Below are 13698 nucleotides of genomic sequence, written 5' to 3' on the forward strand. Positions count from 1 at the left end.
TCTTGACACTTTTTTCGAGCCCTTGATATAAAGCGGCTCTTTTAAGTGTCAGGTATGCTTCACAGCACCCATTTTTGCCTACACACGTAATATATTCTTATCAGAAATGAACAAGGGGACTTAGAGTGAACAAGTCGGAACTGATCGATGCCGTTGCTGCATCTGCTGATATCCCGAAAGCTGTAGCTGGACGCGCTTTGGACGCAGTGATCGAATCTATCACTGATGCCCTGAAGAGCGGTGATCCGGTTGTGCTTGTCGGTTTCGGCACTTTCGCTGTCAAAGAGCGTGCAGCGCGCACTGGCCGCAATCCGCAAACTGGTAAGCCGATTGAAATCGAAGCTGCCAAGATCCCCGGTTTCAAGCCCGGCAAAGCGCTCAAGGATGCTGTGAACTGAGTGCTTAAGGGTTTTGGTTCAACAGGCGTTTGTCTGTTGAGTTTTAGCACGTGATACCGCTTGGTTCATTCCGCACGAAGACTCGCCAAAGCCCCGTTTAACAGAAGGCGCATCCTCTGATGCGCCTTTTCTCTATTCGCAATTCACCCATGCTGCCTAGCCTTTGGCCAGATGCAGCCGTTTGGGGGGGCGCATGCTGCAGAACATCAGGGAACATTCACAAGGCTGGATAGCCAAGGTCATTATTGGCGTCATTATCCTATTAATGGCATTGACCGGATTCGAGGCAATTATTCGTGCCAGTAGCCACCAAGGTGCTGTAGCACTGGTTAATGGTGAGGAAATACGCCAAACCGATCTCAATCAGGCTGTAGAGATGCAACGTCGCTCTCTGGCGCAACGTCTAGGTCCTAATTTTGATCCTGCTCTCTTGGATGAAAGCAGATTACGCGACGCGGCCTTAAAGGCGCTGACTGAGCGTCAATTACTGCTTCAGGATGCTAAGACAAATAAGTTCGCCTTTTCTGAAGCTGCCTTGGATCAGCTTATTCTCCAGACACCCGAGTTTCAGATTGACGGAAAATTCGATGCTCAGCGTTTTGATCAGACCATTGCTCAAATGGGCTACTCACGTCTTCAGTTCCGCGAGATGCTGAAGCAAGAGATGCTCATGGGCCAATTGCGCGCCGGTATTGCAGGCACTGGCTTTGTAACGGATGCTGAGTTAAATGCATTTGCGGCTTTGGAGCGTCAAACCCGTGACTTCGCAACCCATGTGGTGAAGGCCGACGCTTCGAAAGTTACGCTGACCAACGATGAACTACAGAGCTATTACGATGACCATCGTAGTGAGCTCATGACGCCTGACCAGGTAGTTATTGATTACATTGAATTGAAAAAAGGCGCATTTGCAGACAAGGCGCAAATCAAGGCTGAAGATCTACAAGCACTCTATCAGTCCGAAACAGCTAATTTGTCTGAACAGCGTAACGCGGCTCATATCCTTATCGAAGTAAACGATAAGGTGAACGATGAGCAAGCCAAAGCCAAGGTTGATGAGATCAAGGCTCGTTTGGATAAGGGCGAAGACTTTGCTGCTTTAGCCAAGAAGTTTTCTCAGGATCCTGGCTCAGCCAATAAGGGCGGTGAACTAGGCTACGCAGGTCGTGGGGTTTATGATCCAGCCTTTGAAGACGCCTTGTATGGCTTGGACAAGGGAGATGTTTCTGCCCCGGTACGCTCGGCGTTTGGATGGCATCTGATCAAGCTTTTAGGTGTTCAGGAAGCCAAAGCTCCTTCTTTGGAAAGCATGAAGCCACGTCTTGAAGCTGAGCTTAAGGCTCGTGAGGCTGATCGCCTGTTTGTAGAGGCTATCCGTACGCTTGAAAGCTCCGCATTCGAGGCTTCTGATCTGAGTCAGCCTGCACAGGAGCAGGGCTTGAAGGTACAAACCAGTAAGCCGTTCGGACGTGAGGGTAGTGATGAAGGTATTACTGCCAATCGCCAGGTTATCCAGACAGCTTTTAGTCCTGAAGTTTTGGAAGATGGTGCTAATAGCAACGCTATCCAGTTAGACGACGAGACTGCCGTAATCTTGCGTGTCAAGGAGCACCGAAAGCCTGCTCAGCAGAGCTTTGATGATGTTAAGGATAATATTCGAAATACGCTGACCAAGCAAAAAGTGGCCGACATGGCTCGTAAGCAAGGCGAGGCGCTAATTGCTGATCTGAAAGCAGGCAAGGCTGATACAATCAAGGGCTGGAAAGTTGTCGAGGCTGCTACCCGTAACCAAGAGGGTGTCGAGCCTTTGGTTCTTCAGCAGGTATTCCGTATGAATAAGCCAGGGGACAACTCCACACCTACTTATGCGGGTGTCAATTTGGCTGATGGTACTTACACGGTCATTCGCCTGACAGGCGTTAGCGTTCCTCAAGGGACCTTTACGGATGAGGAGAAGGCCATGTATCGCCGATTCCTCTCTTCACGTAGTGGTCAGGAGGACTTTGCTGCCTATCGTCGTGCGCTGGAGTCCAACGCAGAGATCAAGAATCTTTGATTTCTAAATCGTAAATAAAAGAAACCCCGCTTTAGCGGGGTTTCTTTTTTAAACGTTGAATTTATCCCGGATATCGTAATACCAAGCCCCCATAGCGGTGAAAGGAATGCGAAACAGGCGACCGCCAGGAAAGGGGTAGTGAGGTAGTTGGGCGAATGCATCGAAGCGTTCTGCCTGGCCTGCCAATGCCTCGCCGAGCACTTTGCCGGCCAGATGGGTAAACGTAACGCCGTGACCGCTACAACCCTGTGAATAATAAATATTGTTTCCCAGTCGACCTAGCTGAGGGAGGCGGGAAAGCGTTAATAGAAAGTTGCCAGTCCATGCATAATCAATTTTAACGTTAGCCAGCTCAGGAAACGTTTTCGCTAGTTTAGGCCGAATGATTTTCTCGACATCGGCTGGATCACGCGCACCGTATATGACGCCACCGCCATAGATTAACCGGCGATCAGCTGAGAGACGGTAGTAATCCAGCAGATAATTGCAATCTTCGACGCAGTAGTCTTGCGGCAATAGGCGTTTTGCCATTTCCTCGGATAACGGTTCGGTAGCAATTACTTGTGTTCCACAGGGCATAGACTTGGCTGCCAGCTCTGGAATGAGGTTACCCAAATAGGCGTTACCTGCCACCACAACATAGGTAGCTTTCACACATCCCTGGTTGGTATGCACAACGGGTTTGGCGCCGCGTTCAACTCGAATGGCCGGAGTATGTTCGTGAATGGTCCCACCTAATGATTCGACGACATCTGCTTCACCTAGGGCAAGGTTTAGCGGGTGGATATGGCCGCCGCTACGGTCCAGCATGCCACCCGTATAACGATGGGTGCCCACAACCTGCTCAATAGCAGCCTTATCCAGCATTTCCAACTCTTGGTGTCCGTAACGGGCCCATAATGTCTGTTGGGCTTCCAAATGGTGCATTTGCTTGGCGTTGAATGCTGCGAATACACCGCCATCCTTGAGATCACACTGAATGCCGTAACGGGCCACTCTTTCCCTGATGATGCGGCCCCCCTCGAATGCCATTTGACCAATTAGGTGTGCTTCTTTAGCAGGCAGAGTCTGCTCGATAACGTCTATATCTCGACTATAGCTATTGACGATCTGACCGCCATTGCGCCCGGAAGCCCCGAAACCCACTTTGGCAGCCTCAAGAATAACAACGCTGTAGCCTCTTTCGAGCAATGCAATAGCCGTTGAGAGGCCGGTATAGCCAGCGCCAATGATACAAACGTCAGCGATGCGTTCACCCTCCAGCACAGGACGCTGAGGAGCAGGATGAGCAGAGGCCGCATAGTAGGAGCTGGGGTAAGGGGTGTTCGGCATATTCATTCCCTGTGTGAAATTTTTTACGCTTGGCACGATAGTAGCTCAGCTGCTGATGCCGTTCTAGCAGTCAAAAGTAGGGCAGGGAAAAACAAAAGGCCCGCCTGGATGGCGAGCCGGGTAGTCTTACTGAACCGTTTCCTGTTCTTCAAACAGACCATCGAAGAGCATAGTGGAAAGGTAGCGCTCACCTGAGTCAGGCAGGATGACAACGATGGTCTTGCCTTGCATCGCTGGCTCGCGAGCAAGACGCACTGCAGCTGCCATGGCAGCTCCGCATGAGATACCACACAGGATGCCTTCCTCGCGCATGAGGCGTTGAGCCATGGTCTTGGACTCCTCATCGCTGACCCGCTCCACTCGGTCTACCATGGAGAGATCAAGGTTTTTGGGCACGAAGCCTGCGCCAATACCTTGAATTTTATGAGGACTAGGTTTGACTTCCTGCCCTGCCATAGTCTGAGTAATGACGGGTGAGCTTTCCGGTTCTACAGCGACCGAAAGGATAGGCTTGCCCTTGGTGTTTTTGATAAAGCGAGAAATACCAGTCAGGGTGCCGCCAGTACCAACCCCTGAAACAAGTACATCGACAGCCCCGTCAGTATCATTCCAGATTTCCGGGCCAGTGGTCTTCTCATGAATGGCCGGATTTGCAGGGTTTTCGAACTGTTGAGGCATAAAGTAGCGAGCAGGGTCGCTTTCAGCTATCTCCTTGGCCTTTTCAATGGCACCCTTCATGCCCTTGGCCGGTTCTGTCAGTATCAGTTCAGCCCCCAACGCTTTAAGAACCTTGCGTCGCTCCAGGCTCATAGAGGCGGGCATGGTCAAGATGAGCTTGTAGCCGCGAGCAGCTGCTACATAGGCAAGGCCAATACCCGTATTGCCTGAGGTAGGCTCAATGAGCGTCATGCCGGACTTAAGCCTGCCATTGGCCTCTGCATCCCAGATAAGATTGGCGCCGATTCGGCATTTCACTGAATAGCCTGGGTTACGGCCCTCGATCTTGGCCAGAATAGTGACCCCTTTAGGCCCAAGGCGGTTGATGTACACCAGAGGTGTATTGCCAATGGATTGTGCGTTATCAGCAAAAATTCGGCTCATCTAAAGATCCCTCTGTGGGTCAACATATATGGGTTCAGCCTAAGGCTACGGAGCCAGGGCGTCCAGCCTGAGGAAACTGACGCTGGCATGGTCGGTCCATGAAAGACATGCCAAAGGGAACCGAGCCATGAAGCTGCGCTATCGAACACCTGCACTTATCCTCTTGAGCATAGTTGCCCTATTGATCGTCGTGCAGCTTGCACTGCCTTATGTCATACGACATTACCTCAATACCAAGCTGGCTGACATGGGTGACTACCGGGGCCATATTACAGATGTCGATTTGGCGTGGTGGCGCGGTGCTTACCGTATTGATGGACTCAGGATCGAGAAGGTGACAGGCAAGGTGCCTGTGCCGTTTCTGGACGCGCCTAGTATAGACATTGCCGTAAGTGGACAAGCATTATGGAAGGACCATGCCATTGTCGGTCGGATCATTTTCGAGCGGCCTGAGCTCAATTTTGTCGATGGGGGGGATGACCCTAAGTCCTCACAAACAGGTGAGGGCACAGACTGGCGTGCTCAGCTGGAAAAGATCGTTTCGATTACTTTGAACGAGGTTCGTGTTGAGGATGGTAAGCTCAGTTTCCGCAACTTCAGCTCATCGCCGCCAGTTAACCTGCAGGCAACCCAGGTAAACGCCAGTCTTTATAACCTAACCAATGCAGCCGATGCGCAGGGCAAGCGGGTGGCGCGCTTTGAAGGTAAGGCCACGGTATTGGATAACGCACCGTTGGAAGCGTCGGCAGAGTTTGACCCTTTCAGTGACTTCAGCGATTTTTTGTTTCGACTCCGCGTAACCCAGGTGGACCTACCTAAAATCAATGATTTTGCCAAGGCATATGGCAAGTTTGACTTTAAGTCCGGTAGCGGTGATCTGGTAATCGATGCCAAGGCTAATAACGGAGAGCTCAGTGGTTACATCAAGCCATTGTTTAAAAATGTGGATGTCTTCGACTGGCGCCAGGATGTTGAAAATAAAGACAAAGGCTTTTTCCGTGGGCTTTGGGAAGCCGTAGTAGGCGGTAGCCAGACCTTATTGAAAAACCAGCGTAAGGATCAATTTGCAACCCGTGTTGAGTTGCAGGGCAGCGTCAAGCAGCAAAATATCAATCCGCTGCAAGCGTTCTTTTCGATTTTGCGTAACGCCTTCATACAGGCATTCAGTGCTCAGTATGAAGATCGGGGTTAGTGTATCGAGTACGCTTAATGCCTATTATCATCTGATATTGATCAAGCCTGAGGGTCACTGATGAAATTTGAAGGTACGGCGGATTATGTCGCGCCCGCTGATCTCCAGCTGGCTGTAAACGCTGCGATTACCCTGCAGCGTCCGCTGCTGGTGAAAGGGGAGCCGGGTACAGGCAAGACGTTACTGGCGGAGCAGTTGGCTCAAGCACTTGATACACGTTTGATCACTTGGCATATCAAGTCCACTACGAAAGCGCATCAGGGGCTATACGAGTACGATGCCGTCAGCCGCTTGCGTGACTCCCAGCTTGGTGTCGATAAAGTCCATGATATCGCTAACTACATCAAGAAAGGTAAGCTCTGGGAAGCATTTGATGCGCAGGAGCGTGTCGTTCTGCTGATCGATGAGATCGACAAGGCGGACATTGAATTTCCAAACGATTTGCTGCAGGAGCTGGATCGTATGGAGTTTTATGTGTACGAAACCGGCGAAACGGTTCGTGCCCGGCACCGTCCCATAATCATTATTACGTCCAATAATGAGAAGGAGCTACCTGATGCATTCCTGCGTCGTTGCTTCTTTCATTATATTGCGTTCCCTGATCGCGATACCTTGAAGCGTATTGTAGACGTGCACTTCCCAAGCATCAGCCAGACGTTAGTTAATGAGGCCCTGGAGATCTTCTTTGATATCCGGCAGGTACCTGGACTTAAGAAAAAACCCTCTACGTCAGAACTGGTTGATTGGTTGAAGCTGCTGATGGCCGATGACGTGGGTGAGGCGGTCCTGCATGAGCGAGACCCTCGAAAGGCTATCCCGCCTCTGGCGGGGGCCTTGGTCAAGAACGAGCAGGATGTTCAGCTGCTAGAGCGTCTGGCCTTCATGACACGACGAAATGGCTATCGATAAGGAGGCCTTATGCTCAAGGGTAGCTGCCTATGCGGTGCGGTGACTTATGAAGTCGACACCTTGCTTGAGAAAGCCACGCATTGCCACTGTTCTATGTGTCGCAAAGCCCACGGAGCAGCTTTTGCCACCTATACGACGGTGCCTAAAAACAGCTTTCGCTTTACGTCCGGGGAGACCGATGTTGCGGCTTATCGCTCTTCTCCTGAAGTGGTCCGGACGTTTTGCAGGCGGTGCGGATCAAATCTGCAATTTTTGAGGGATGGACGGGAAACCTTGGGATTGGCGTTAGGCTCGTTGGACTCTGCACTGGGTGCCTTGCCTGTCGACGAGATCTATACCGAGGTCCAGGCGGCATGGTATCGAGATCCGGCTCGTCATGAGTAGCTTTGCTTCAGACGGGGATATCCAATGCTGCTAAATCTCTTCCATGAGCTGCGTTCTGCGCGAATTCCTGTTTCCCTGCGTGAGTTGTTGGATCTGCATGAGGCGCTGCTGGAGGGTATCGTATTTGCGGATATGGATGCCTTTTACTTTTTGGCCCGTACGATACTGGTCAAGGACGAGCGTCATTTCGATCGCTTCGACAAGGCTTTTTCGATGTACTTTGAAGGGTTGCAGTCCCTTGACGAGGCGCTGGAGGTACTGATTCCTGAGGAATGGCTACGTAAGGCATTCGAGCGCTCACTTACGCCAGAGGAGCGTGCGCAGATTCAGTCGCTAGGTGGCTTGGATACACTGATCGAAACCTTCAAGCAGCGATTGGCTGAACAGAAAGGCAGGCATGCTGGAGGCAATAAATGGATTGGTACAGGCGGTACCAGCCCATTTGGTTCAGGGGGGTACAACCCTGAAGGTATTCGAGTAGGTGATGCAGGCGAGCGACAAGGGAGGGCTGTCAAGGTCTGGGAGCAACGTGAGTATCGTAATCTGGATGGTCAGGCGGAACTGGGACGCCGGAATATCAATATCGCCCTGCGGCGTCTACGCACGTTTGCCCGGGAGGGAGCGGCAGATGAGTTTGATATTGAAGGCACTATTGACCATACCGCGCGTGATGCAGGGCTTTTGAATATTCGCATGCGGCCCGAGCGCCACAACGCAGTAAAGCTTCTGCTGCTGCTTGATATCGGCGGCTCGATGGACATGCACGTTCAGGTCTGTGAAGAGCTGTTTTCGGCCTGCCGTACCGAGTTCAAGCATCTAGAGCATTTCTATTTTCATAACTTCGTTTATGAGGCTGTCTGGAAGGATAATCAGCGCCGTATGAGCGAACTTACACCTACGCTGGATCTTCTTCATCGTTATGGTGATGACTACAAGGTTGTATTTGTAGGTGATGCCTCCATGGCCCCTTATGAAATTCTTCAGCCCGGCGGCAGTGTGGAGCATTGGAACGAGGAGGCTGGGTCCATTTGGATGGAGCGCTTCAAGAACAAGTTCAGAAAGATTATCTGGCTCAACCCTTATCCGCGCCGCGCCTGGGAGTATACGTCTTCTATCCAGATCACTCGTGAGCTGGTTGAGGACCATATGTACCCTTTGACTCTAGAAGGTCTGGAGGAGGGGATGCGTTATCTCGCCCGTGGGTAAAGTCCGCTGTGAGAGCCTCTGATCAGCAAGGAGTAAAGGCGGGACTTTAGTAATTTCTATTCTGAAAAAGGCCTGCCTGGTGGCGCTTTAGGAAGCAATGGCTTCGGATGTTGATAATCAAATATCTTTACGCCTCGTAGCCCAAAACCTTGGGCAAGCTTGATGAAGTCTGCGTATAAATGCCTATACCCAGCAGTGCAACGGTGTGCTGTTCCTGCCGTCTCCATGGCTATTTCAAAGAGCCAGAATAATTTCTATGCTTGCCTCTATTGCTCTGACCCGCTCGGGTAAGGTGAACGGAGGCTGCGTCAAGTCTATCAAGCGATTCAAGGTGACAGAGGCGGCGCCTGCAAAGCGAGGTCTCTCGTTGCCACCCAGAGGGCGATAAAGCTTTTTCTGCACAATCGATACCCTGCCTGTGAAGCGATGGCCTGATGGTGTGAAGGAAATGCAGCCTGAAAAATCGGCACATGCAAAATCAGTTAAGGGATTTCTAAACTATCGGATAGGCTGGATAAAAGAAGACAACGGATTCTGTCCATGGCCAATGCCCTTCACGATATTCGATTGCTTAAAATTTTCGCTACTGTCGTCCAGAGCCAGGGGTTCGCGGCAGCGCAGCGCGAATTGAACCTCTCCACGTCAGCCATAAGCACCTACATGAGTCAGCTGGAAAGCCAGTTGGGTATTTCGTTGTGCCATCGAGGGCGAGGTGGGTTTGGACTGACCAGCAAGGGTGAGATGTTCTATCAGGAAGCGCTAAGAATCCTGGGCGAGATGGAGGGTTTCGAACGATATGCCGCATCACTCAAGGGGGAGCTGAGCGGTACGCTCAAGCTAGGTATGCTGGACTCATTAGCTAACGAGCCTGCCGTGTCGCTAGCTGATGTGATTGGCGCCTACACAGGAGAATACCCCGCAGTACATATCCATCTGACTGTCATGAGTCCCTATGACCTTCAGCTAGCCATTCTTGAGAACCGGTTGGATCTTGCTATTGGTGCGTTTTCTGCCCGAATGAACGGTGTGGTTTATCAACCGCTTTATCGCGAACAACATTGGCTTTATTGCAGTGACCGGCATCCTTTATTCAAGGAGCGGCATATCCCAGAAGAGCTTATTACACAACAGAGAATGGTAAGAAGAGGATATTGGAGTCAGGCTGAACTGGCTCGGCATGGATTTAAGGAGAGTGCTGCCACAGTTGAAAGTATGGAGGCTCAGTTAATATTAATTCTTTCAGGGGCTTATATAGGTTATTTGCCCGAGCATTATGTTCATGCGTGGGTAAATCAGGGTCGGTTACGTGCCCTACAACCAGCAATGTTCGGCTATCAAGCGCCGTTCTCACTTATTTTTCGTCGGGGCCGAAGTCGAGAAAGTTTAATCCAAACATTTCAAAGAATTCTTAAAGCTCATATGCGGCGTGCCGATAAATAAACGACGTTAAAATTGATGACAACTAATATATGGGTGCCAATTGCCATCATTTGAAAAGGACGTCATTTATTTAAGGATTCAGAAGGCTTCTCTGCCATGCGCAAAAATCTGCCAGTGACACAACAAGCTCGTACATTCAAGGAAAGTGAGCGTCTTATTTCAACGACGAATCTCAAAGGACAGATTACTTATTGCAATGATGCTTTTATAGCAATAAGTGGTTTTACTCGTGACGAGCTTATTGGCAGTCCGCATAATCTGGTGCGTCATCCAGATATGCCAGAAAGCGTTTTTGGCCATATGTGGGATACCCTCAAGCAAGGCAAGGCCTGGATGGGCATCGTCAAGAATCGATGCAAGAATGGCGATTATTACTGGGTTAACGCCTATGTCACGCCGATCTGGGAAAGCGGTCAAATTGCAGGCTACGAGTCGGTACGTGTACTACCTTCAGCCGAGCAGATTCGACGCGCTGAGGCTATGTATGCGCGGCTGCGTGAGGGCAAGCGTGCAGTACCGGTTACTGAAGCCATAAAGCATGCAGGCAAGATTGCATGGCCGACGCTGTTTAGCGGCGCTGTAATTCTTGGGGGGCATTTCTATTTTAATGATATCGCTCAGGCGAGTGTCATCGTTGCTAGTGCGCTGGGTATTACCTTTTGGCAGTTCAAGCGTCAACGCTGGGCTATCGAGAAGATCTTCGGGGCCAATCCGAAGATGTTCACCAGTGCTATTGTAGCGCCCACATACAGTAATCAATTCGGTGCGGCGGGTCAGATGGATCTTGCCTTGCAGAGTCAGGAGTCGCGCCTGCAAACGGCACTGACACGTCTGGTGGATACAGGTAAAAGCGTACAGGGCAAAGCAGAAGAGTCGCTGCGCCTGGCACGTTCACAGGCTGATCTTCTTGAACGCCAGCGTAGCGAGACCGACCAGTCTGCTACCGCAATCAACGAAATGGCAGCCACCATTCAGGAGGTTTCGCAAAATGTTAACCAGACAGCACAGGCTGCTGGCGAAGCGGAGTCGTTAGCCCTGCATGGCCGTGACGTGGCGGACGAAAGTTTGGCTTCAATGAGACAATTGGCTGGCGCCGTGAGCGAAATTGGACAGGCAGTCGGGGAGCTTGCTGATTCAACGCAGTCAATTGGCAGCGTTGCTGACGTGATTACCTCCATTGCCGAACAGACTAATTTGCTGGCGCTTAATGCTGCGATCGAGGCTGCCCGGGCAGGTGAAGCGGGTCGTGGATTTGCCGTTGTTGCAGATGAGGTCCGCTCCCTGGCGTCGCGTACACGCGATTCTACCCAGCAGATTCACCAGATTATTGAAAATCTGCGCTCAGGTGCGCAGCGTGCAGTTGCTACGGCAGCCAAAGGTGAAGAGGCGTCACGGCAGAGCGAAGAGCATACGGCGGCTGTACGTGAGGCGCTTGAAGGAATCAGCCAGGCGGTCATACGGATCACGGCCATGAGTCAGCAGATGTCCACGGCGGTAGAGGAACAAAGCCATGTGGCCGAGGATATCAATCAGCAGATTACCCGTATTGCTGAACTGTCTGATCAAAGTACCCAGCAGTCACAACAAGGTGCTGCGTTGAGTGGTGAGCTTGAGCAAATGGCTGTGTATCTAAGCGATCTGGCTGAGCGTTTCAACCGCTAAGAGGGCTTGAGGTAGACTGGTATCTGCTATCGGTCTACCTAGAGGTTGTATGCCCCGTCCACGTTGTGTTGCATGCCAGCGTCCAGAAAGCCATTGTTTATGCCATCTTGTTCCAAGACTTTCCAGCGCGACTCGCATACTGATCCTGCAGCATCCCGATGAAACCCGGCACGCCCTGAATACAGCGCGCCTGGCAGCCCTGGGACTGATAAATAGTGAGTTGCTTATTGGCGAACATTTTGATGATATCGAAACTCACTGGGCAGGTTATGCCCCATGGCTGCTGTTTCCTGGTGATCAGGCCAGAACCCTTGAACAGGTGAAACAAAAGCACGGGTTATCTGGAAAGCCCCTGCTTGTTGTGCCTGATGGCACATGGCGGAAGGCACGCAAGCTGTTACACCTCAATCCTCTGGTGGCAGCGTTACCTCGGGTTAGTTTGCCTAGTGGCCTGTCGTCGCGTTATCGCCTCCGAAAGGCGCCCGCTCCTGGCGCAGTTTCGACCATCGAGGCCATTGTGACAGCTTTGAACACGCTAGAACCGCCTACGTGCTTCGATACATTACTTGCGCCTTTCGAGACGCTGATCGAGAGGCAGATAGAGGCGATGGGTGAGGATGTGTTTGCAAAAAATCATGCACTGAAGGGACATCATCATTAGGTTGTCATGCGCCCGACATCCTGCGTAGGCATGCTCTTGTCAAACAAGGCCTCTAATCCGTCCAAGGCTTGTAGGCTCACTAACCCCCAGCGTGAAAAAACAACCATTCACCGGAATTTCTGAATTTCCAGGTTTTGCAGGGCTCTATTTGTTACAGCCCGGATGAATCCGGTAATACCGGTCGAGGAGGAGAGCAAGCTATGACCTTGAGTATCCAAGTAGTACGACAGGTGGAGGAGGACGAAACCATTCTGGCATTCATTCCAGTATGGATGGGTGGCGATCAACCTATTGAGCCCGGTGTGCCGACTGAGCCGATATCCCCGCCATCGCAACCCGTTGAGCCTGGCGAGCCTACGGTGCCTGATCCCATTCCACCGGCGCCTGTGGCTGATGCCCGTAGCATGATGATGTGAAAGGCAAGTCACGATGAAAAAGCGGAGCTAAGCTCCGCTTTTTTATTATGGTGCAGGTACCCGGATCATGCTTAGAAAGCGATCTTCTTCAAGTATATGTACCGCTTCAAGCTCTTGGCCGTGCTGCCACTGAGGTGAGAGCGTCTTTATAATACGCAGGCGGGCATAGCCTGACGGGTCCCACTCTGCCAGCTCCGCATCCTGGAAGTAGAAGCGTATGCCTGTCAGGGGATACAGGGCTTTGAACAGGCTTTCCTTGAGCGAAAAAACCGCTGTGATGTAGAAGGCTGTTTCAGCCTCATGGCTTTTCTGTTCATGAGCAGTCAGGATTTCACTGGCTAGCCTTGCCGCCCGTTTTGGGGCCAATAACGTTTCGGCATCCAGTCCAATACTTTGCCAATCCTCCAGTGTGGCCGCTACTGCTCCTGCCCAACCGTGGCTATGAGTAATGGAGCCGCAAAAACCCCTTGGCCAGACAGGCGCACGATCCTTGCCAACAAGAGGCGTTTGCGCTGCGCCTGTCATTTCGGCTAATGCCGCGCGGGCGCACAAACGGCCAGCCAGAAATTCTGTCTGCCGCTTCGGTATTGCTTTTAACAGTGAGGCGGGTGACGCCATGTCTAGGCAACCGAAATCCTCGGCAGCCAGTGGGGTAGGAACAAAGCGAGTGGAGTAGAGCGCCATTCCCCGCCGCTCGATCGGAAACGGCCAATAAGCAGTGGGAAAAATATCGCCAGGGTAGTGTTCATTCATAACGGCATTCTGCCGCGCTGTAGACCATCCGCCAAGGGTTGCCGTCGTTAGTCTTCAGTGCCTGATGACTGTTCACACATAGCCTGTGCTCGTCGGTGGGCTTCTTTATGGGAGCAAGGCCAATCTCACAGGCTTTTAAACCCAGCGCACGGTGTAACGACTTCGCCAAAAATTTTAATCATAAGTGA

The 13698-nt window shown here is 51.5% G+C and carries 12 protein-coding genes and 2 pseudogenes; 11 read left to right on the plus strand and 3 right to left on the minus strand.

Annotated features, from left to right (window positions below; translation table 11 throughout):
- The first annotated feature begins 125 nt into the window (after positions 1 to 125).
- Positions 126 to 398 carry a non-specific DNA-binding protein Hbs gene (gene hbs, locus IEX86_RS18315; RefSeq protein ID WP_188867590.1) on the plus strand — a complete coding sequence of 91 codons (273 nt, stop codon included), beginning with the start codon at positions 126 to 128 and terminating at the stop codon, positions 396 to 398.
- Between the two features lie 193 nt (positions 399 to 591).
- Positions 592 to 2454 carry a SurA N-terminal domain-containing protein gene (locus IEX86_RS18320; protein WP_188867591.1) on the plus strand — a complete coding sequence of 621 codons (1863 nt, stop codon included), beginning with the start codon at positions 592 to 594 and terminating at the stop codon, positions 2452 to 2454.
- Between the two features lie 48 nt (positions 2455 to 2502).
- Here the strand turns inward: IEX86_RS18320 and IEX86_RS18325 are convergent, their stop codons facing one another.
- Both IEX86_RS18325 and cysK read right to left on the minus strand, forming a co-directional pair.
- Entirely contained in the window at positions 2503 to 3786 is a 1284-nt protein-coding gene (locus IEX86_RS18325; RefSeq protein ID WP_188867592.1) for an NAD(P)/FAD-dependent oxidoreductase, read from the minus strand.
- A gap of 126 nt (positions 3787 to 3912) precedes the next feature.
- Positions 3913 to 4887 (minus strand): cysteine synthase A, encoded by a 975-nt coding sequence (gene cysK / locus IEX86_RS18330; RefSeq protein WP_188867593.1) that lies wholly within the window; start codon positions 4885 to 4887, stop codon positions 3913 to 3915.
- 127 nt (positions 4888 to 5014) lie between these two features.
- On the opposite strand from cysK, the gene IEX86_RS18335 reads away from it, so the two are divergent.
- The 9 genes and pseudogenes from IEX86_RS18335 (at position 5015) to IEX86_RS18370 (ending at position 12757) form a co-directional block, all read left to right on the plus strand.
- Entirely contained in the window at positions 5015 to 6079 is a 1065-nt protein-coding gene (locus IEX86_RS18335) for an AsmA family protein (RefSeq protein WP_188867594.1), read from the plus strand.
- A 60-nt stretch (positions 6080 to 6139) separates the two neighbouring features.
- On the plus strand, positions 6140 to 6988 hold the full coding sequence (locus IEX86_RS18340; protein ID WP_188867595.1) for an AAA family ATPase: 849 nt from the start codon (positions 6140 to 6142) through the stop codon (positions 6986 to 6988).
- A gap of 9 nt (positions 6989 to 6997) precedes the next feature.
- On the plus strand, positions 6998 to 7372 hold the full coding sequence (locus IEX86_RS18345; protein WP_188867596.1) for a GFA family protein: 375 nt from the start codon (positions 6998 to 7000) through the stop codon (positions 7370 to 7372).
- 24 nt (positions 7373 to 7396) lie between these two features.
- Positions 7397 to 8578 (plus strand): vWA domain-containing protein, encoded by a 1182-nt coding sequence (locus tag IEX86_RS18350; protein WP_188867597.1) that lies wholly within the window; start codon positions 7397 to 7399, stop codon positions 8576 to 8578.
- A gap of 540 nt (positions 8579 to 9118) precedes the next feature.
- Entirely contained in the window at positions 9119 to 10018 is a 900-nt protein-coding gene (locus IEX86_RS18355) for a LysR family transcriptional regulator (RefSeq protein WP_188867598.1), read from the plus strand.
- Positions 10019 to 10114: 96 nt separating this feature from the next.
- A pseudogene (locus IEX86_RS25805) lies at positions 10115 to 10390 on the plus strand (PAS domain-containing protein); the annotation flags it as partial.
- A gap of 339 nt (positions 10391 to 10729) precedes the next feature.
- A pseudogene (locus tag IEX86_RS25810) lies at positions 10730 to 11680 on the plus strand (methyl-accepting chemotaxis protein); the annotation flags it as partial.
- A gap of 49 nt (positions 11681 to 11729) precedes the next feature.
- Entirely contained in the window at positions 11730 to 12341 is a 612-nt protein-coding gene (locus IEX86_RS18365; protein ID WP_188867600.1) for a tRNA-uridine aminocarboxypropyltransferase, read from the plus strand.
- Positions 12342 to 12541: 200 nt separating this feature from the next.
- Positions 12542 to 12757, plus strand: a complete 216-nt coding sequence (locus IEX86_RS18370) for a hypothetical protein (protein ID WP_188867754.1) — start codon at positions 12542 to 12544, stop codon at positions 12755 to 12757.
- A gap of 45 nt (positions 12758 to 12802) precedes the next feature.
- Here IEX86_RS18370 and IEX86_RS18375 read toward each other — a convergent pair whose 3' ends face one another.
- Positions 12803 to 13510, minus strand: coding sequence for a 4'-phosphopantetheinyl transferase family protein (locus IEX86_RS18375; protein ID WP_188867601.1), 708 nt, complete (start codon positions 13508 to 13510; stop codon positions 12803 to 12805).
- Positions 13511 to 13698 lie beyond the last annotated feature (188 nt).

Origin of the sequence: Pseudomonas asuensis (genome assembly GCF_014646755.1) — a bacterium.
GTDB classification, from domain to species: Bacteria; Pseudomonadota; Gammaproteobacteria; order Pseudomonadales; family Pseudomonadaceae; genus Chryseomonas; species Chryseomonas asuensis.